The organism is Methylomusa anaerophila (genome assembly GCF_003966895.1).
In the GTDB taxonomy this organism is placed as follows: Bacteria; Bacillota; Negativicutes; order Sporomusales; family Sporomusaceae; genus Methylomusa; species Methylomusa anaerophila.
On record NZ_AP018449.1, the window covers coordinates 3,549,878 to 3,568,982 of the forward strand.

Annotated in this window: 20 protein-coding genes and 1 pseudogene; 17 read left to right on the top strand and 4 right to left on the bottom strand. The window is 42.9% G+C overall.

Annotation, left to right across the window (positions count from 1 at the left end):
* The first annotated feature begins 21 nt into the window (after window positions 1–21).
* The 14 genes and pseudogenes from MAMMFC1_RS22735 (at window position 22) to MAMMFC1_RS16035 (ending at window position 12,728) form a co-directional block, all read left to right on the top strand.
* The gene (locus MAMMFC1_RS22735; protein ID WP_269471844.1) at window positions 22–3,867 is read left to right on the top strand and encodes a beta-ketoacyl synthase N-terminal-like domain-containing protein; all 3,846 of its coding nucleotides are present in this window, start codon (window positions 22–24) and stop codon (window positions 3,865–3,867) included.
* Window positions 3,867–4,616, top strand: coding sequence for a polyketide synthase (locus tag MAMMFC1_RS15980; protein ID WP_126309460.1), 750 nt, complete (start codon window positions 3,867–3,869; stop codon window positions 4,614–4,616). The genes MAMMFC1_RS22735 and MAMMFC1_RS15980 overlap by 1 nt, the downstream gene beginning before the upstream one ends.
* A gap of 646 nt (window positions 4,617–5,262) precedes the next feature.
* Window positions 5,263–6,255: a hypothetical protein gene (locus MAMMFC1_RS15985; RefSeq protein WP_126309462.1), complete on the top strand. Its 993-nt coding sequence runs from the start codon at window positions 5,263–5,265 to the stop codon at window positions 6,253–6,255.
* Window positions 6,256–6,310: 55 nt separating this feature from the next.
* Entirely contained in the window at window positions 6,311–6,826 is a 516-nt protein-coding gene (locus tag MAMMFC1_RS15990; RefSeq protein ID WP_269471893.1) for a nucleotidyl transferase AbiEii/AbiGii toxin family protein, read from the top strand.
* Between the two features lie 158 nt (window positions 6,827–6,984).
* Window positions 6,985–7,113: a hypothetical protein gene (locus MAMMFC1_RS22740; RefSeq protein ID WP_269471845.1), complete on the top strand. Its 129-nt coding sequence runs from the start codon at window positions 6,985–6,987 to the stop codon at window positions 7,111–7,113.
* 354 nt (window positions 7,114–7,467) lie between these two features.
* Window positions 7,468–7,566: pseudogene (locus tag MAMMFC1_RS22440) on the top strand (carboxymuconolactone decarboxylase family protein); the annotation flags it as partial.
* 73 nt (window positions 7,567–7,639) lie between these two features.
* Window positions 7,640–7,789, top strand: coding sequence for a cupin domain-containing protein (locus tag MAMMFC1_RS22445; RefSeq protein ID WP_232035854.1), 150 nt, complete (start codon window positions 7,640–7,642; stop codon window positions 7,787–7,789).
* Between the two features lie 19 nt (window positions 7,790–7,808).
* Window positions 7,809–8,525, top strand: a complete 717-nt coding sequence (locus MAMMFC1_RS16005; RefSeq protein WP_126309466.1) for a dihydrofolate reductase family protein — start codon at window positions 7,809–7,811, stop codon at window positions 8,523–8,525.
* 16 nt (window positions 8,526–8,541) lie between these two features.
* Window positions 8,542–8,967: an aldo/keto reductase gene (locus tag MAMMFC1_RS16010; RefSeq protein ID WP_126309468.1), complete on the top strand. Its 426-nt coding sequence runs from the start codon at window positions 8,542–8,544 to the stop codon at window positions 8,965–8,967.
* A 62-nt stretch (window positions 8,968–9,029) separates the two neighbouring features.
* Window positions 9,030–9,653 (top strand): flavodoxin family protein, encoded by a 624-nt coding sequence (locus MAMMFC1_RS16015; protein WP_232035825.1) that lies wholly within the window; start codon window positions 9,030–9,032, stop codon window positions 9,651–9,653.
* A 79-nt stretch (window positions 9,654–9,732) separates the two neighbouring features.
* Window positions 9,733–10,119: a MerR family transcriptional regulator gene (locus MAMMFC1_RS16020; RefSeq protein ID WP_126309472.1), complete on the top strand. Its 387-nt coding sequence runs from the start codon at window positions 9,733–9,735 to the stop codon at window positions 10,117–10,119.
* Between the two features lie 4 nt (window positions 10,120–10,123).
* Complete coding sequence (locus tag MAMMFC1_RS16025) at window positions 10,124–10,420, top strand: flavodoxin family protein (RefSeq protein ID WP_126309474.1); 297 nt, start codon at window positions 10,124–10,126, stop codon at window positions 10,418–10,420.
* Window positions 10,421–10,773: 353 nt separating this feature from the next.
* Window positions 10,774–11,592 (top strand): ATP-dependent sacrificial sulfur transferase LarE, encoded by an 819-nt coding sequence (gene larE / locus MAMMFC1_RS16030; protein WP_126309476.1) that lies wholly within the window; start codon window positions 10,774–10,776, stop codon window positions 11,590–11,592.
* Window positions 11,593–11,705: 113 nt separating this feature from the next.
* The gene (locus tag MAMMFC1_RS16035) at window positions 11,706–12,728 is read left to right on the top strand and encodes a DUF362 domain-containing protein (RefSeq protein ID WP_126309478.1); all 1,023 of its coding nucleotides are present in this window, start codon (window positions 11,706–11,708) and stop codon (window positions 12,726–12,728) included.
* 414 nt (window positions 12,729–13,142) lie between these two features.
* Here MAMMFC1_RS16035 and MAMMFC1_RS16045 read toward each other — a convergent pair whose 3' ends face one another.
* The 4 genes from MAMMFC1_RS16045 to MAMMFC1_RS16060 form a co-directional block, all read right to left on the bottom strand.
* Complete coding sequence (locus MAMMFC1_RS16045; protein WP_126309480.1) at window positions 13,143–13,835, bottom strand: DUF4405 domain-containing protein; 693 nt, start codon at window positions 13,833–13,835, stop codon at window positions 13,143–13,145.
* A gap of 139 nt (window positions 13,836–13,974) precedes the next feature.
* Window positions 13,975–14,607: a flavodoxin gene (locus MAMMFC1_RS16050; RefSeq protein WP_126309482.1), complete on the bottom strand. Its 633-nt coding sequence runs from the start codon at window positions 14,605–14,607 to the stop codon at window positions 13,975–13,977.
* A 323-nt stretch (window positions 14,608–14,930) separates the two neighbouring features.
* A complete protein-coding gene (locus MAMMFC1_RS16055; protein WP_126309484.1) occupies window positions 14,931–16,352 on the bottom strand; it encodes a sensor histidine kinase in 1,422 nt (473 codons plus the stop codon).
* Entirely contained in the window at window positions 16,336–17,028 is a 693-nt protein-coding gene (locus MAMMFC1_RS16060) for a response regulator transcription factor (protein WP_126309486.1), read from the bottom strand. Before MAMMFC1_RS16060 ends, MAMMFC1_RS16055 begins: the two co-directional genes overlap by 17 nt.
* A gap of 353 nt (window positions 17,029–17,381) precedes the next feature.
* On the opposite strand from MAMMFC1_RS16060, the gene MAMMFC1_RS16065 reads away from it, so the two are divergent.
* The 3 genes from MAMMFC1_RS16065 (at window position 17,382) to MAMMFC1_RS16075 (ending at window position 19,031) form a co-directional block, all read left to right on the top strand.
* Window positions 17,382–17,942 (top strand): MotE family protein, encoded by a 561-nt coding sequence (locus tag MAMMFC1_RS16065; protein WP_126309488.1) that lies wholly within the window; start codon window positions 17,382–17,384, stop codon window positions 17,940–17,942.
* Between the two features lie 128 nt (window positions 17,943–18,070).
* Window positions 18,071–18,262, top strand: a complete 192-nt coding sequence (locus MAMMFC1_RS16070; protein WP_126309490.1) for a hypothetical protein — start codon at window positions 18,071–18,073, stop codon at window positions 18,260–18,262.
* 436 nt (window positions 18,263–18,698) lie between these two features.
* A complete protein-coding gene (locus MAMMFC1_RS16075; protein ID WP_126309492.1) occupies window positions 18,699–19,031 on the top strand; it encodes a hypothetical protein in 333 nt (110 codons plus the stop codon).
* Window positions 19,032–19,105 lie beyond the last annotated feature (74 nt).

The following is a 19,105-nucleotide window of genomic DNA, read 5'->3' on the forward strand; positions in this document are numbered from 1 at the left end:
AAAAGGAGAGTTAATGTTGCTATGAATGTACATGATATTTTTGGCAGATTGCAGGCAGGCGCAATAAGTCTGGAAGAAGCAAAAAAGAAATTAGCTACTGAAACAATATCAGAGTTTTCTGATCTTAATCTGGTAAAGCCGCTTCCCGCAGAACAAACTTTAACAAAAGAGATAAAGTATCAAGATGGTATTGCTATTGTGGGAATGTCAGGCAGGTATCCTGAAGCAGACAATCTGGAACAATATTGGGATAACTTGGCCAATGCAAAGAATTCAATTAAGGAAATTCCTAAATCCCGGTGGGATGTGAGTCAATATTTTGATCCGCATCCTGCACAAAAAGGAAAAGTCTATTGTAAATGGTTAGGCGCATTAGACGATATTGAATATTTTGATCCGTGTTTTTTTCATCTTTCGCCATCGGAGGCAAAAACTATGGACCCGCAACACCGTATCTTTTTACAAGAAAGCTATAAGGCATTTGAAGATGCAGGCTATAATCGTCAAATGCTTAGCAACAAAAAGTGCGGCGTTTATCTAGGCGTAATTATGAGCGGCGAGTATGGTCTACTAATGTATAAAAGTCAGGCTGGCTTAATAAGTGTAACAGGTAATAATTTTGCGATAGCAGCGGCCCGTATCTCGTATTTCCTGAATCTTAAAGGACCGGCACTTCCAATTGATACCGCATGCTCTTCTTCACTGGTAGCAATACATTTAGCATGCCAAGCGCTGTTAAACAAAGAAATTGATATGGCATTAGTCGGAGGGGTTACTTTATATCTAACACCGGAGTCATATATTGGTCTGTGTTCAGCGGGAATGTTATCACCTGATGGACGGTGCAAGCCATTTGATAATGATGCCAATGGTTTTATTCCGGGAGAAGGCTGTGGAACGTTAGTTTTAAAAAGATTAAAAGATGCTGAACTTGATAATGACAATATTTATGGTGTAATTATTGGCTCAGGAATTAACCAGGATGGTAAAACAAACGGAATTACTGCCCCGAGCGTGAATAGCCAAATTGAGTTAGAGCGGGAAATATATAGCAAATATAACATACATCCTGAAAGTATTAGTTATGTTGAGATGCACGGAACAGGGACTAAATTAGGTGATCCGATTGAATTAGAGGCATTGGCAACAGTATTTAAAGAAAAGACTAATAAAAAGAATTATTGTGCAATAGGTTCAGTAAAAAGTAATATTGGGCATACTTCGGCGGCTGCCGGAATGGCAAGTATCCACAAAGTTTTGCTTAGTATGAAGAATAAAAAACTAGTTCCTACCCTACATTTCAACAAGCATAATGCGCATTTCAATTTTGATGATTCTCCATTTTATGTTAATACTAAAGTTCGGCCTTGGGAGAGAGGAACAGGGACTTTACGTCGTGCGTGTGTTAGCTCGTTCGGCTTAAGCGGTACAAATGCTCACATTGTCATCGAAGAATATCAGTCCAAGAATGATGTTAATAATACAGCAGTTGCTACTAAGGCTAAAAAACCGATATTGTTTGTATTATCTGCGAAATCTGAAGAACAATTAAAAATTTATGCAGAATGCATGATGAGGTATGTTGAAGCACATGAAGATATTGACCTTGACGACATGGCTTACACCTTGCAAGTAGGCAGGGAGGCTATGGACTACCGGTTAGCCTTTCTGGCAGATTCGCGGACAGTCTTATTAAAAGCGTTACATGATTTTACTCATGATAATTCATCAATAGGATTATTAACGGCTCAAGTAAAGAATAGCAAAGCTGAAGTGGCGCTTTTTCAGGAAGACGAAGATGCTAAAGCCTTACTTCAAACTTGGATCAGTAAAGGCAAACAAAATAAAGTTGCTGAATTGTGGGTAAAAGGTCTGAATATTTCTTGGGATCAGTTATATAGTTATACAAAACCCCATCGTATTAGTTTACCTACTTATCCTTTTGCCAAAGAGGGCTATTGGGTGGCTAACAAAACAAAAACTATTAATGGCGCTGCAATGGTAACAAATGATTCTTGGACGGATTTAGGCGGACAAAAGCTTAATTCGGAGTCTTCTAAGCAACCTTTACAGTCGATAATTCCGACAAAAACAGATGTTTCGAAAAAAACTGATAGTGGCAGCAAAATTTCGTTACCATCCATCTCAGCTTATCAGAATTTATCTAAAGAAACTATAAGTAAAAATGAGCATTTAATAACATTATCTTCAACCAACATTTCATTGCCTCAAACAGGAATAAATGATAAATCTAACTCTGAGATTCATGCTCAAGTTCCTATTATCATCAATTCACTGCAGGATGAGTTGACAATAAGTTTGGCCAAAGTTTTGTCAATGAAGTGCAGCGATATTGATCTAAATGAAAAGTTTATTGAGATGGGCTTAGATTCAATTATCGGAGTTGAATGGATTCGCACAATTAATGAACGCTACGGAACTAATATTGCCGCGAATGAGGTTTATAATTATCCTACAATCATCGAATTTGCCGGGTTCTTAGAAAAAGAATTAGCAAAGCAAGGCGATACAAAACAGGTTAATACAAGGCTGGTTCCTTCTGGAGAATTATTGCAGCAAGAATTAACAACAAGTCTAGCAAAGTTATTATCCATGAAACAGGGCGACATAGAGATGGAGACGAAATTCATTGAAATGGGGCTGGATTCAATTATTGGCGTGGAATGGGTCCGAATTATTAATGAACGCTACGGAACCAATATTTTGGCAAATAGTGTTTATGATTATCCGACCATGCGGGAATTTATTGCTTTTCTGGAGAAAGAGTTGATTCAATGTAAAGGGAATTTAAATCATTTACATGCAGGGGGTGATGTAAATGCTCCCTGCGATGAAGCATTACCGGAATCTCAGGCGGAGACAGAGGACGTAATTAGTTGCCCGGCAGGATTTGGTGAAGTGAACGGAATTGTAATTGAATGGTCACAATTTCCTGAACTTATTCATCTAAATCATTCCAACAGCGGCAGGCCTGTGTTTTGGTTTCATACTGCGTTAGGGGGAGTAGAATTATACCAGGTACTTGCTAATAAGTGCCAACGTCCCTTTTTTGGAATTCAAGCACGGGGATGGCTAACTGACCGGCCGCCATTACGCGGAATTCAAGCTATGGCTTCCTATTATGCGCATATTGTTCAGTCGGTACAACCCAAAGGACCTTATGATCTAGGTGGATATTCTTTAGGTGGAACTTTGGCTTACGAAGTCACTCGCCAATTGCAGGAACTAGGAGAAGCGGTCAATTCAATTGTTATGTTGGATTCACTGGACACTGTTGGAAGAAACAGAGTAAAGTCTTCGCCTCAAAATGTATTTTTACAAACAATTAACTTTGCGTTATTACCTACAATGCTGCAAGAACCAGAAAAAGCGGCAAAAATACTTATTAATAAGAATGAAATTGATGAAGTGCTGGGGGATGAAGAATATTTTGAGCGATTGTTTATGTTGGCTCAGTCGCGTGGATTAAATAAAGCTAAAGATGAAATATACACACTAATTCAACAAAAACAGAAAGTCCAAAACGCTTATGAAACCGAGCGTTTTAATATTTTACCCCTGCCTAATCCTCAAGCAGTAACATGTTATTATTTTCGCAATAAAAGTGGATTATTATATGCTGAATTCGAATCGTATTTAACCAATACCGCCAGTCATTCTTCAATAGATAATACAAAATATTGGGGAGAATGGGAACGATACCTTCCAAATTTTTATATGATCGATGTCGATGCCCCTAACCATATGATGTTATTATCGGAAGCTAAGTCTTGTGAAAAGATTTTTGCTTTTTGTGAAAAATTATATTCTGAAAAAGGTATGTTAACATACGAGGGAGAGAAATAATGACAGAAGCGGTGGTGAGTTTACAAGAAATTGAGCCAGGCATTGTTCAACTTACAATGCAAGACCGGATTAATAAGAATACATTTTCAGAAGAATTGGTTACCGGGCTAATGCAATCGTTTGAATTCATTCAAGCTAATTCAAGTTATAAAGTGGTAATTCTTACAGGATATGATAGTTATTTTGCCTCTGGTGGAACTAAAGATGGATTATTAGCCATAAATGAAGGTAAGGCAAGTTTTAGTGATCTTAATCTCTATAGCCTTGCCTTAGATTGTAAGATTCCGGTGATTTCGGCAATGCAGGGGCATGGAATCGGCGGTGGCTTTGTGATGGGGCTATTTGCCGATTTTGTGATTCTCAGTCGCGAAAGTGTCTATACTACTAACTTTATGAAATACGGATTTACGCCAGGAATGGGTGCCACATACATTGTCCCGAAGAAATTAGGATTTAGTTTGGCGGAAGAGTTATTACTAAATGCTGCTAACTATCGAGGTGCGGAACTGGAGAAAAGGGGTATTCCATTTACCGTTTTACCTAGAGCCGCAGTAATGGACTATGCGCTTGAATTGGCTCGGCAAATAGCCGAAAAGCCAAGGCTATCGTTAATCATACTAAAGGAACATTTGGTTGCGCCGTTGCGTAAAGAACTTTCCAAGATAGTCGAAGAAGAGCTGGCAATGCATGAGAAAACATTTCATCAAGCTGAAGTTAGAGAACGGATAGTTGCTTTATTTGGAAAATAAACAATTTTATATATCGAATAACAATTATGGCAAAAAATTCCTACCAGAATGTATATGATATTCATTTGTCTTAAAAAATGTTTCGGAAATTACTTGTAAGAACAAAAAGAACACTACCATCGTTAAGCGCGGTTAAAGACGTCCTAATTGTGGTGGTGTTCTTTTTAATATCCAAGGTTTCAAAGATAAGTCTGCCAGTGTTAAAAGCTGGGAAGGAAAGCAGTTTGCTTTGTGAATGCATTAATGAAACAATTTTCCCCAAAAGTAGCTTTCATATTAATTCATGATCAGAGAAAAACCAGGTGTGGGGACTTGCGTCTATTTGCGATAATGAGGTTTATGCAACATTTGCCTCTGTATAAACTGCATAAACACCAAAATGAAAGCTAGGAGGTTGCAAACGTGCGCCAATCCTAGCTTTTTTATTTTACACAACTGAATTTTATCGGACCATAATCCTATACCGCCCCCAATTTAAGTGAGACGATTGTGTTACCGAGACTTGTTGTTCTAGAAACTACAATTATTTACAAAAGTAAGAAGGGAGAAGTATTTTTTTGGCGAACAAACTACATTAATTTATTTTTTTGGTGTATTTTGGGGTAAAAACATAAGGTATGAATGGATTTGAGGGGGATATGTGTAGATGTTAGAGGTAAGTACTAATCGAAGGTATAGCTTAACTATTCCTTATTTTGTAGATTTAACAAAAGAAGCCAATTGGGAATGTCAGGATAGTAAACAAACTTGCTTTTTAACCCAGAGAATTCATTTATTTATTAAGAAAAGAAATTTAGGGACTGAAGTGAGGACCGGTGAAATAATCGCAGCGTATTCTAGTCCTAATGGAGTCAAATCCACCCAAGAGATAACTGGTACCTTTGAGCACTCTTATGTTAAGATTGATCAAACGATTCAGGACACCGTGGATGCTACTGAAATAGCAGGCCACATATTTAGTGATTGGAAAGCAAATTTGAACATCGCAGGTGGGTATAAGCTATCATCTAACATTAATGCAAAAATTTCAGAAGTTGTTAAGAATTCTACGAAATGTTCTTCTCTTTTATCAAAAACTGTTGGAACTAAAAGTATAACAAGTGCCGCCATTCGTAGGGAAATTTCACCAGATAAAGACGGAAAAACATTCTGGGTCAAACCTTATGTTCAATATGCATATGACATATATCTTTCTTATGTTGACTTTTTACTTGTGGAATATAAAAAGTCCTTCTTAGGACTTAGGAAAAAACGTCATAAGTTTCCAGGACCACATATGAACAGACATGTTTTCAAAATGCCTCTTTTTTCAATGCATGTCTGGGAATTACTTAGATACAGCGACTGGCTTGTTGAAGAAAAGGACTATGAATTACAGGTTGAAGACCCTCTCGAAGTAGAAATTGCTCCGTTCATGCAATGGACAGTTCCATATATGCCAATACCTGTTGAAGGAATACCAACATTGTACCAGATATCTAATGCAGCTTTTCCGATGAAATGGGTAAAGCGCAAAGGTGACGGATGGACGGAAGAAGAGCTTCGGCTTCTTGAACAAGAAGAATACGAAGGTAGTGAATTGACGCGAAAAGGATGGTTCTTATCAAACAGTGAATTTGAAATGAAACAAAGTAACTAAGAAAACTTCTTAGGGGGTTCAAGAATATTCTTTTGAGATTGTAAGCTTAACCGAGATCAGGGAAGGTGATGTGTATCCAGGCATTCGCGTGGGGCTGAAGGCGAAATACCCGCCCCTGGATGTTCCGTTATCCGTTGATGTTACGACCGATGATAGAATTACGCCGCGGGAAGTGGAATATACCTTCCGGCTCATGTTTGATGAGCGTACTATTAACATTTTAGCTTACAATTTAGAAACGGTTTTGGCCGAAAAAATAGAAACCGTGCTTTCACGCAGTATCGCCAATACCAGACCGAGAGATTTTTATGATATTTACATCCTCCATACATTAAGAAAAGGTGAATGCAATCCCAGCGTATTGAAAGAAGCATTGGCAAACACGGCGGAAAGACGGGGCAGCCGGCATATTTTACAAGAACACGCGACCATTTTGGATGCCATTCAAAGCAGTGACACTTTGCAGGGGTTTTGGACAAAATATCAAAAGGAATTTAACTATGCGCAAGACATTGCGTTTGACGATACTTTACACTGTATTCGTGAAATGATGAAAGGCATTTGTGAATAAAAAGGGAAAAGAGCTTGTGAATCCTATGCGGGGTTGGTGCAACAGCCCCGTTTTTATATGGATGATGAAATGCGGAAAAGGGGTGGCACGCAGCCGCCCTTTTTTATTATGCTCGAAGCGGAACCGGTAATGGAGTTTCGAGGAGGCGAGTTTGGTGGATGTATTTAGATGCATTGCTTTCGCGGGGACAGGCGTATAAGCTGAAGCCGCAGGAAATTAACGTAGATGGATATTCTGGAGTGCATAATAAATTGTGGGTACCGAAAAAGATAAAAGGTATTATCTGACTTGACGAGTTGAATGGCAGTATTGTTAGAGCTGCAGCAAGCTGGCTAAAAAACTCAGAAAGAATATAGATAAAACTTATCTTTTTCCTATGGAAAATGTAGGGCATTTCTATCTGGGAATCGCTTGACATGGAGTAAACTCCATGTCATATACTAGCAGTAATAAAAAACATTAGGAGGTAAAATCTTTTTATATTACCTAATTCTATTAAAAAATGTAGAAAAATTACTTGACTTGGAGTTTGCTCCAAGTTTTAAACTAAAAGAAAATAGATCATCAATATAGTAGAAATTTATGAAGGGGGGAATTGTATGGCAATTACCCGTACCGGCCTTGATTACAAAATGCGTGAGATGATTACCTTTTGCTTTCTGTCCGCACAGGGCGGCTGTGAGCCGCAGCTTACCAGTCATGCAGCGGCAAACATGCGCATTGCCAATGACAAGCAGTTTTTAATTAAAATCATATCCCAGTGTCTTCCGTATATCGGATATCCAAGAAGCCATAGAGCTGCGTCCGGGAGATGTGGTAAATATTCCGCCGGAAGCAAAACACTGGCATGGAGCAGCCCGCGACAGTTGGTTTTCCCATCTAGCCGTGAAAGTGCCTGCCGAAGGTAGTTCCAACGAATGGCTGGAACTGGTGGATGACGAAGTCTATGGCAAGCTGAAATAATCAATCGGGAGGTGCGCCTATGGACAGACCGTACATCATATGCCACATGGTGACATCGCTGGACGGAAAAGTTACCGGCGACTTTTTGGGAAAAAGTGCATACAGCGGACTCATTGAGGACTACTACCGAATACATCGGGAATATAGCGCAGACGGCTTTCTCTGCGGCAGGGTGACGATGGAGGGCAGTTTTCCTCAACCGCCCGTTTCGCCGGCGATGTACGGCGGTCCGCCTATTGCGCGGGAGGATTATATCGCGGAGAAGGCGGCGTTTTATGCGGTTGCCATCGATCCGCAGGGCAAGCTTTGGTGGAGCGGCCGCGCCATTGCCGACACTGACGAAGGCTACGATGGCGCGCATATCATCGAAGTGTTGACACAGAGTGTTTCCGACGCCTTTTTGGCGCATTTGCGGGCCAAGGGCGTTTCCTATCTTTTCGGTGGCAAAACCGAGTTGAACCTTGCCCTTGTTGCCCAAAAGCTCAAGCGGCACTTTGGCATGGAAAAGCTGCTGCTGGAGGGTGGCGGCATTGTCAACGGCTCCTTCCTGCAGGAGAGCCTGATCGACGAAATCAGCCTGGTGGTAGTGCCCGCAGCCGAGCCTTCGGAACAGGCGGTTCCGCTCTTTAAAACAGGCAAATATCAAATCGACGTTGCGGCGGCAGCTTCGCTTCGGCTGAAAGAAGCGAAAAAACTGGACGGGGGCGGCCTGTGGCTGACCTACCAAAAACAATAATGAAGGAGTGACCAACATGTACAATTTTGTTTTTCAAAACACAACGAAAATCTATTTCGGAGAAAATCAGCTGGGACATCTGACCGGCACGATTCAAAAAGATGCGAGCTTCGACAGTTTGGATTTTCGCCGCATGGTTCCACGCTTCACGCCGGAAAATATCACGGCAAACCAAGAACTTGTGAACCTCATACAGAATATGGCTGCCGTTAAGAACATAATGCCGGCGCAGATTGCCCTCTGGGTGCTTGCGCAGAAACCGTGGATTGTTCCGATTCCCGGCACTCGTAACATGAAACGCTTGGAAGAAAATTTAGGGGCGGCAACCGTCCCGCTCTCTGAACAGGAACTTACTTTGTTGAATGCAGCACTCACTAACATCAAAGTGTCAGGAGATCGTTATCCGGCAGGTTCCGATGCAGCTAAGCGGGTAGGGAAATAGGGCGTTTACGGCGTACAATATCAGCCGTGTCATTTAATAAAGGAGTGAACACAGTGAAAGTAATGCTGGTTAATGGCAGCCCCCACGAAAAGGGCTGCACGTATACGGCGCTTATGGAAGTTGCCGATACTTTGGAGGTGGAAGGTGTCAATGCGGATTTCTTCTGGATTGGCAATAAACCTCTGTCAGGCTGCATTGCCTGTAAATCCTGCGTAGAAAAGAAAAAATGCGTGTTTAACGATAGCGTCAACGATTTCCTTGATCTCGCCAAAGATGCCGATGGATTTATTTTTGGTTCTCCTGTGCATTATGCGGCCGCAGGCGGAGCGATTACTTCCTTCATGGACCGGGCATTTTATGCAGATTTGCTTGCCGGCCGACAGTCCTTTTATCTGAAGCCGGCGGCAGCCGTTGTATCCGCCAGAAGAGCAGGAACAACCGCCACCTTTGACCAGCTAAACAAATATTTCACCATATCGGAAATGCCGGTTGTTTCATCGCGATATTGGAATATGGTTCATGGCGCTACGTCGGAAGATGTGAAACAAGATTTGGAAGGGCTGCAGACTATGCGCATACTGGCACGGAATATGGCCTGGTTCTTAAAATGTAAGGAGGCTGGCATGAAAGCCGGCGTTCCATTCCCGAAGAGAGAAGAAAACATATTTACCAACTTTATTCGATAAAGAAGCACTATTCCTTTCAATATCCTGACTTGAAGCTAACTCAAGGTGTTATGTATCGAATTAGGAGGTGCGAAACTGCATGACGATTACAGAAGCAAGTCAAAAATTTGATATTTCACAGGATACGCTTCGCTATTATGAACGCATCGGACTCATTCCCCATGTGCATCGTAATAAAAGCGGGATCAGGGATTATACGGAAGAGGACTGTAATTGGGTCGAATTTATCAAATGTATGCGGGATGCAGGTCTGCCGATTGAAGTATTGCTCGAATATGTTGAGCTGTTTCAACAGGGTGATGAAACCATTCCGGCAAGAAAAGAACTGTTTATCGAGCAGCGTAGACAGCTTCTAAAAAAAATGGAAGATATGCAGAAAACGCTGGAACGCCTGAATTATAAAATTGCAAGTTACGAAGGTGCAGTAGTTGATGCCGAAAAAACGTTAAAAAGGTCGGAGGATTAGTCCTGTGAGTAAAACAGTATTGATATTATCTTCGAGTCCGAGGAGAGGCGGCAATTCGGATCTTTTATGCGATCAATTTATGCTTGGCGCGAAAGAGGCGGGTAACAAAGCAGAGAAAATCTTTTTGAGAGACAAAAAGATTAATTATTGTGTGGGCTGTGAGGCCTGCCAAGGCAATGTCGGTAATTGTGTTCAGCAGGATGACATGACGGAAATTCTGGAAAAGATGATCACAGCCGACGTCGTTGTCATGGCAACACCTGTTTATTTTTACACCATGGATTTAGGGTGGTGTGCCTAACTGCAAAAAGTTAACCAATTGTAATCCGCGAAAAAAGCTATCGGAACATTCCATAGCTTTTTTCTAATTGTATAAGAAGAATACCACACGTCAGGCATGTGGTATTAAAAGTTTATAATTATGTAATTAGAGTGCGATTTTAATGTACTTCTTAAAAAAAATACTTGACTTAGTGTTAACTCTAAGTGTTACTCTCATTATAAGAAAGTAAAAATTGCGCTTGCCAAAGCAAGTAAAATAAAAAACAATGAACCAGGGCAAAAAGAGGAGGAGCAACAGCTTGCCTTCAGGAAGCGACAGTGAAGGTTGTTCTGCAATAGAAGTCTAGAATATGGAAAAAGGGGCTGGTAACTATGAATGTTGAAATTCAGTCTAAACTGGATCACTTAATGGAATTATTAGCTGGTCTTGGCAGCGTCGTTGTAGGATTTTCCGCCGGAGTTGACAGTACATTTTTGACGGCTGCCGCCGGCCGCAGCCTGAGGGATAAAGCGATGGCTGCAACCGCTTATTCGGCTACCCTGCCGGCGTCAGAGAAGGAGGAAGCGGCAGCGATTGCCGATCAGTTGGGTATACACCACGTTTTGCTGCCCATTGATGAATTGGAGAGCGCAGAATTTGCCGCCAACACCGGACAGCGTTGCTATTATTGTAAAAAGACCCGTTTTGGCGTTTTGAGCCGATGGGCCAAAGAACATGGCTACGCCTGGGTACTTGACGGTGCCAATGCCGATGACTGCCTGGATTACCGGCCAGGCATGAAAGCAATCGGAGAACTGGAAGGAGTACGCAGCCCGCTCTTGGAGGCTGGCTTAACGAAAGCGGAGATACGGGAAATTTCCCGGGAGTGGGGGCTGCCTACCTGGAATAAACCCAGTGCCGCTTGTTTGTCATCCCGGGTGGCCTACGGTCTGGCGATTACCAAAGAGCGGCTGGGGCAGATCGAGCAGGCGGAAAAAGTGGTAAAAGAATTTTGCAGTGGCCAGATCCGGGTACGTCATCATGATAACTTAGCCCGTATCGAAGTTTCCCAGGCTGATATACCGGTTCTTGCCGCACCTGAAAATGCTCGGCGTATCTATGATGCTTTAAAGCAATTGGGTTTCAACTTTGTTACTCTGGATCTGGCCGGCTATCGTACCGGCAGCATGAACGAGGCGCTGGAGAGGTAGTCCATGGCCGTGAACTGCACGAAATTGGTGAAATTGAAAAGGACGATGAAGAATACAGAAATTGCAGATTCTGGAGTACAATAAAAATAATAAGACGTTGGGGGTGTATTTCCATGAAAGAAATTAATCGTCGTGACTTTGTAAAAATGGCAGGCGCAGCCGCTGCTGGCTTAACTTTATCACAAGTTCCTGGCTTGGGAAATGCTTTTGCACAGGTTCCGGTTATTGGGAGTACTTACGTGCCAAAAGCTGGCGGCAATGGCTCTTGCGCCAAGGTTTACTTTACGGAGCATATCGATGCTCAGCATCTAACGAAGCTATATGACATCATCAATGAAGGGATTTATGGTAAGGTGGCGATTAAGCTTCACACTGGTGAGCCGCATGGGCCGAATATTTTGCCGCGAGATATGGTGAAAGATTTTCAGGGACATGTGCCAGACAGTACAATAGTTGAAACAAATACGCTTTATCGGGGCAGCCGTTATACGACAGAAGATCATAGAAAGACGCTCGAAACAAACGGTTGGACGTTCTGCCCGGTGGATATCATGGACGAGGAAGGTGATGTGTCACTTCCAGTGCGCGGTGGCAAGCATTTGAAAGAGGTCGCAATGGGAGCGCATATTACCAATTATGACTCCATGATTGTGCTCACACATTTCAAGGGACATGCTATGGGAGGATTTGGCGGTTCGTTAAAGAATATCGCGATTGGCTGTGCCTCGGGACAAGTTGGCAAACGTCAAGTGCATGGTGTAGTAGACAAAATGCCAACGGATTTCGGACAGTGGCCGATGCAGGATTATCTCATGGAACTGTTGGCGGATTCTGGTAAAGCAACTGTAGATTATTTTGGCAAGCATATTGTATTTTTAAATGTTATGCGCCGCATGTCGGTTGATTGCGATTGTGCAGGTGTAAGTGCGGCGGAGCCGACGATTGGCGATATAGGTATTGTTGCATCTACGGACATTTTGGCAGCGGATCAGGCATCCATCGATATGGTTTATCGGCGGCCCGATAATCATGATCTTGTAGAGCGCATCGAATCGCGTCATGGGCTTCATCAGCTTGCGGCTATGCGTGATCTTAAGATGGGCAACGATAAATACGAGCTCATTTCGATTGATTAGTTTTATAGCTAGGAAAAAAGCAGGGTTATCGTTACCCGGGGCCAGACAGATGCCCTTCCGCCTCACGCGGGGGAAAGTAGCGGTATTTCTTGATTTCCTTACCACTGTACTGGGATGATTAGTGATTTTTCTGGCAATAGAAGCCAGAGATTCACCGTCCAATAATCCTTTCTCAATCTTAATCAGGATTAGCTATGTTGTTCAACCGAATGGACAAATTTTTTAACGACCCCGCCATACCGATAAGGGTGGATGATTTTATTCCTATGTTACAACTTTGAGTAGGCTCAAAGTCAATAGGTTTGTAGATAATAATTTAATGTAGAAAGTCCTTAGCTGTAACAACGGGTCTTTATCTATTCTAAGATAAGAAATTTCGAAAATCCTATTGACTTAGCTTAATAAAGCCCAATTTTATGAATGGAGGAGAATATTTTTTGCAGAGTTTCGCTGCAGCAGTTTTACCGTGTAATAAGTCACGCAGACACAGAGCCCCATGATGGACAGGTAATCAACAAAAAAGATCGCCGGGGATTGGTCATAGTTCCAGAAATCAAAGGTATAATATAAAATCAGCTTGGCGCCTATTTCTCGGCTAAAGAAAGCATATACTCCATATAACGCAAGCAACACCGCCATAATTTGCAGCGCCAAGGTTCGGCTGCGGTTCGCCGAAGTCAGTTTCGCCTTCTTTCGCACCGCATCCATAATCATTCCCCAGTGCATCCCCAGATGTACAGAAATAAGGATAAAGCCCCAATAGGTGAACAGCATATGCAGCTTACGGGCGAATAAGCCGCCGTTTAGGTTCAGAAAGGCAAATACAGTGCGGGAAAGCATTACACCGCTTAGCAGCAGCGCCAGTATCGTGATAAGTAGCAGCAGATTGACTACGGTATGAAAAATACGAAGTGTATTGTACCTTCCCTTCAGCAGTGACTTATACCATCGCCAATTCAAAATATTGTGGATGGCAAATAGTACAAACAAGCTAACGCCCAATAGCTCATGAATGGTGGTCCCGGTTAAACGGCAAGCCATTGCTATCAATATGAGAACGGTCATAATAAGATCAATGATCAGTTTGTAAAGCGCTTTTGTATTCAAAACATCCTCCTTTCCAGAGTGAAAAATGAAGTGGCCTATCTAGCTTGCAGCCAGCGGTACAATCAATACGGGCTTGTACCGCTGGCTGAGTTCAAACAAAACATCCACCGGGCTTTCCAAGTTAGCTGGTAGCGTTGCATTATTTTACCATGCCGATTTGGCGAAGCCATGTGGCTACATCATTCTGGGCGTTTCTTACACTCGAACCCCGGACGGCGAGACCATCAAGGATATTGGCCTGCGGGCAAAGCTGACGAAGGTCGCTGACACTTCGCCCAAGGCGGCTGCCTTCGTGGGTGCAGAAAGGGATGATGGTTTTTCCAGAGAAATTATATCCCTCCAAAAAGGTAAATAACGCCATGGGCATCGTACCCCACCAGTTGGGATAACCAAGGAAAACCACATCGTAAGCAGCCATATTCGGTACTGTTGCGGTAAGCTTTGGCCTGTAGTTGCTTTCCTGTTCCCGCTTGGCCTGCTCAGTAGTTGCATTGTAATCCACGGGATAGGGGTCTACCGTCTTAATCTCGAACAGATCGCTGCCAACGTTGGCGTGAATTTGGTTGGCAATTTCACGCGTATTGCCGGTTTTCGAAAAATAAGCGATAAGCATACTGTCCGTTTTGGCATTTTGCGGACTGGTTCTTTCCTGAGCGGCCGCATTGGGGCCATTGCCCGCATCGCCCAATCCCGGCAGTTTAAAGCCGCATCCGGCTAGACCCAGTGATAATAAACCATAACTAACTCCATTGATAAATTGCCGTCTGTCCATAAAATCTCCTCCTGTTATTCTCCTTTCATACCTGTATCGCCTATTAGCGAAATAGGTGGTCAAAAGGTTGTGGGATGACCGACTGCATGGTCAAAGAACCGTCATAAAGCACTTGACAGTGCCGTTCGCCTTTCGTTGGGTATCTTTCAATATTTCATAAAGTTCCTCTGTTTTTAAGCGTAGCCGCTTATTTTTTTATCTTACAGTATGGAGTTAACTCAAAGTCAAGAGAATTTAACCAACTTCAGTAAAAAATTCCTGCTTTTTTCTTGATACTAAATAAAATATGCGGGACCAACATTTTTGCCGATCCCATCCTGTTATTAGCCTAATTGTTTTATCAATGGAATTTTAACAGTGACAGTTGTACCCACTCCAGGCTTGCTGGTCAGTTGAATGGAACTAGAGTGCTGCTCGGCAATCCAACGGGCGATGGACAAACCAAGACCAGTACCACCGGTGGCTTTGGAACGGGATTTATCCACCCGATAAAACCGGTCAAAGATTTTTGGTTGATCTTCCTCTGGTATGCCTATTCCAGTATCTTTAATAGTGATGTCTAAATAGTGGTCTGCCTTTTGAGAGATCACGCTAATCGTTCCGCCTTCGGGTGTGTACTTGATGCTGTTTTCGATAAAAATTCGTAGCATTTCTTTGATAGAAGTGAGGTCGGCATAGATGGCAGCCGGGTCATTTTGGGGAAGTTCAATCCTATGGCCTGGGGCAATAAGTCTGGTTTCCTGAACAATATCGGTGATAAGGGGCTCCATAGCTACTGTTACTTTATTGATTACTTGCTTACTTTGGTCAGCACGTGCCAGAAACAGTAATTTTTCAATGAGTCTGTACATGTTGGCCGCTTCTGATTTGATTGCACTGATGCCTTCCTGAAGGGCAGCAGGGTCTTGCTTGCCCCAGCGGTCAAGAATATCGACATACCCGCTGATTACCGTAATCGGCGTGCGCAATTCATGAGAGGCGTCGGCAACGAAGCGCCGCTGCTGTTCGAAACCGGTTTGAATCCGGCTGAGCATGTGATTGAAAGTTCTGGCCAATTCTTGCAGTTCATCGTTGCTGTCGGTCACTTCGAATCGTTTACCAAGCTGGTTGATTTCAATTTCTTTGGCGGTTTCGGTGATGTTGCGAATGGGGCGCAAAATTTTGCGGCTTATATAGATGCCGGATACAACAGCAACGAAAAGTCCCAGTGCATTGGTCACTAACAAACTTTTAATAAGGTTCTTGATGAAATGTACTTCTTCCGCTATCGGCTTCAAGAAATATAGTTGATAGCTTTCGCCGCTCTGCTGAACCACCACCTGATTCGTAAAAAAGAAATAATTCCGGTTTATTCGGACGATAGTTAAATACGGGCTCTTTAGCGGGACAAACTTCGTAAAGCAATAGTCTTCGTCCAGCTCTTCCAATAATACCCGGTTTCCGGCAGCATGAGGGGCACTGTCAATCAGCAAACGGTTCTGTTGGTCCAAGACTTTTAGTATCACACCTGGTGCAAGAAGATTCGCCTCCAGCATATTTTGATCCAGCGGCTTTCCTGCCGCCCAATAGTGGTTCACGCTGTTCATGCTTGCGCTGATATCGCTGTTCGCCTGCTTGTACAGCATATAATACAGGCCCGCCACGGTCAACGTGCTGGTCAGGAGCAAGATGCAAGACAGAATGGCTGCATAAAGAATTGTTAGTTTAACCGATACCGGTATGGCAAGTTTAATCTTTGACCACATAGCCTACGCCCCTTACCGTGTAAATGTATTTTTGCCCGAACGGTTCATCCAGTTTGCTGCGTAGGTAGCGCACATATACATCTACCACGTTGGTATCGCCCATATACTCGTAACCCCAGACCTCCAGAACGATGCGCTCGCGGTCAAGGACCCAGTTTTTATGGCGCACCAGATACTCCAGAAGGTCATATTCTTTCTTGGTCAATTCCACATGCTGTCCGTCAATTTGCACTTCATACCGGCTTGGAAACAACACCATGTTTTTTACGGAAAGCACGTCCTCAGTCTGTTGTTGTGCAGAAACATTATGTTTGCGAAGCGCCGCTCGAATACGTGCGAGAAGTTCCGGAACGACAAAAGGCTTGGTTATATAGTCGTCGGCTCCGGTATCCAGCCCCGCAACCTTATCTTCGATGTCGCCCCGGGCTGTTAACATTATGATCGGAACCGTAGAGACTTCACGTACCCTTCTACAAATCTCTACCCCATCCATCTCCGGCAGCATCACATCCAGCAGAATCAAGTCAAAATTTTCATGAATGATTCGGTCAAGGGCCTTCCGTCCGTTAGCTTCGATAACCGTCGTAAAACCTTGATGCACTAGTTCTAATTGAATAAAACTGGCAATTTTAGCCTCGTCTTCCACTATTAAAATTTTTATAGTTTGCGTTAACATTCTTTGGCCTCCCACGTTTAACTCTAATTGCGATAAATTAGACAATTATATAAAAGCATTTTTTTCAACGGATAGAAAGAGATTATCGATAATTCTAATCTGATTCTAATCTTCGTTTAATTGCCATGTAATGTTCACCTGCTATCATGGATTTGTAAGAAAGCAGAGGAAACATTCTTTATGTCCAGAGATATCAGGATAAAGACGATGAACACGAACAATATATTGGCTGTTTCTTAGCGAAGGACTTTATCCCCCTTTTCAACCACGCTGAATCCACTTTATATTTACAGAAAAAATGAAAATTATGCAACACAATCGTCCAATCAAACAGATAATTGGAGGCAATAATTATGGCGGAACCAACCAGAAAACGTAAGGTATTTACTTGGGTTACAGGAGGAATTTTAGTCTTGATGCTGGTAGGAACAGTGGCAGTATCGATATATCTTAAACTATTACCATTTGAATTTTCTCCAAAATTCCCATTTGTGTCACGTATTGATAGTACCAATACCAATTCCAATACCAATTCCGTGAATGTATTGAACGACAATCAACAGCAGGCGGCGAATCCGTCGCCGGTTACAAACAACAGCGCCGCGGTGCCTGCCAATACACAAAGTACGGATGCTATATCACTGGTCGCCTCTACTGCGACAAATGCCACTTTGGCCAAAAATCAAAACAACAAGAATATAACAAAAGTATCCCAAGTGTATTCCAATATGAAACCGGAAGAAGCAGTCGCCATATTAAATAATTTTGATATCAAAACAGTAAGTGACATCTTACAAAAGATGGATGAAAATCAAACGGCCAAGATATTAGCTGCTATGGACCCCAAACGAGCTTCAGCTATTTCGCGGGAACTGCTTCAATATCGATCAACACCTAATCCAGAAACGAACTAAGCCACCTGGTTTCATCTAGGTACGGGGAAATATTCCTTTCCGCTGTTAGTAATTTTCCGGAATATTATAGTCGGCAATTTTAAATGCCAGACTACTTACATAGATACCCTAACGAAAGGAGGGTCAATATGAGCGCTTTGGCCATTTCTCCATCCGCACAGCATTTGCCTATCCACCAAGCCACAGCGGCAATGGCATTGCGAGTGAAGGACAACGATGGGGATTACGACAATGGTACGGGCAGAGATGATGCTGTAAGAAAGACGCTACAGGCTGCCGCGCAACCTCACTTGGGTGCTAACGTCAATATTAAAGTTTAATAGTAGCTCCATATTGTTGGCGGGGGATTATATCTCCCGCCAACTTATTTTGTTGAGAAAAAAGATCCGGCGCGGCCTTGTCATAGCAGTAGCTGATTCGCCCCATGCTGGGGAGAAAACCGTGTCTCTTCAATAGGTCACGGTAAGCTTCGCGTGCGTACTGGGCACCTCGATCCGTATGATGAATGATCCCTTATGATGGGCCACCTGCTGTAAGGTTCTCATACAAAGGCTTTGTGACACGTACTTAGCCTGCAATGTTCCGACTGCCTTAATTGGCTTCAAGCGTAGCTCCAACTATACGAAGGCATCTTTTCCGACATATAGGAAGAGGCAGCCCTGATTTTTAATCAGATTCTAATCTTGGTCTAATGGCTGTGTAATGTTCACGGGGTATTATAGTCTTGTACCAAATAAACACAGGAGGAACTAATTCATGATAAAAACTTTCATTGCTCAGGCCAAGAATACTGTGGTGGCCAACAAAAAGAAACTTTATGGCATCGTAGTCCTGGCTGCCCTGATTGGCATACTAACCGTCGGCGCGCATGCGATGTTTCAAGTGCGCGGGGTGGTTACAGGTGTCGGCAACAATAGTATTACCGTAGCCAATTTCTTTCGGACTCAAACGGTCGACCTTACCGGATCAACGGTAAACACAGCCAATATTAAGATCGGCGACAAAGTGAAAATCCAAAAGGATCTTCACGGTAATGTTCTTTATGCCCGGACATCTTTGGACAAAGACGGCGAGCATGACGATGACTAAGCCAGCATTCAGCCCATTGTAAATACAACAGCGAACGGCGGGCTCTGATTACGCTCTGGCCCCGCCGTTCGTTT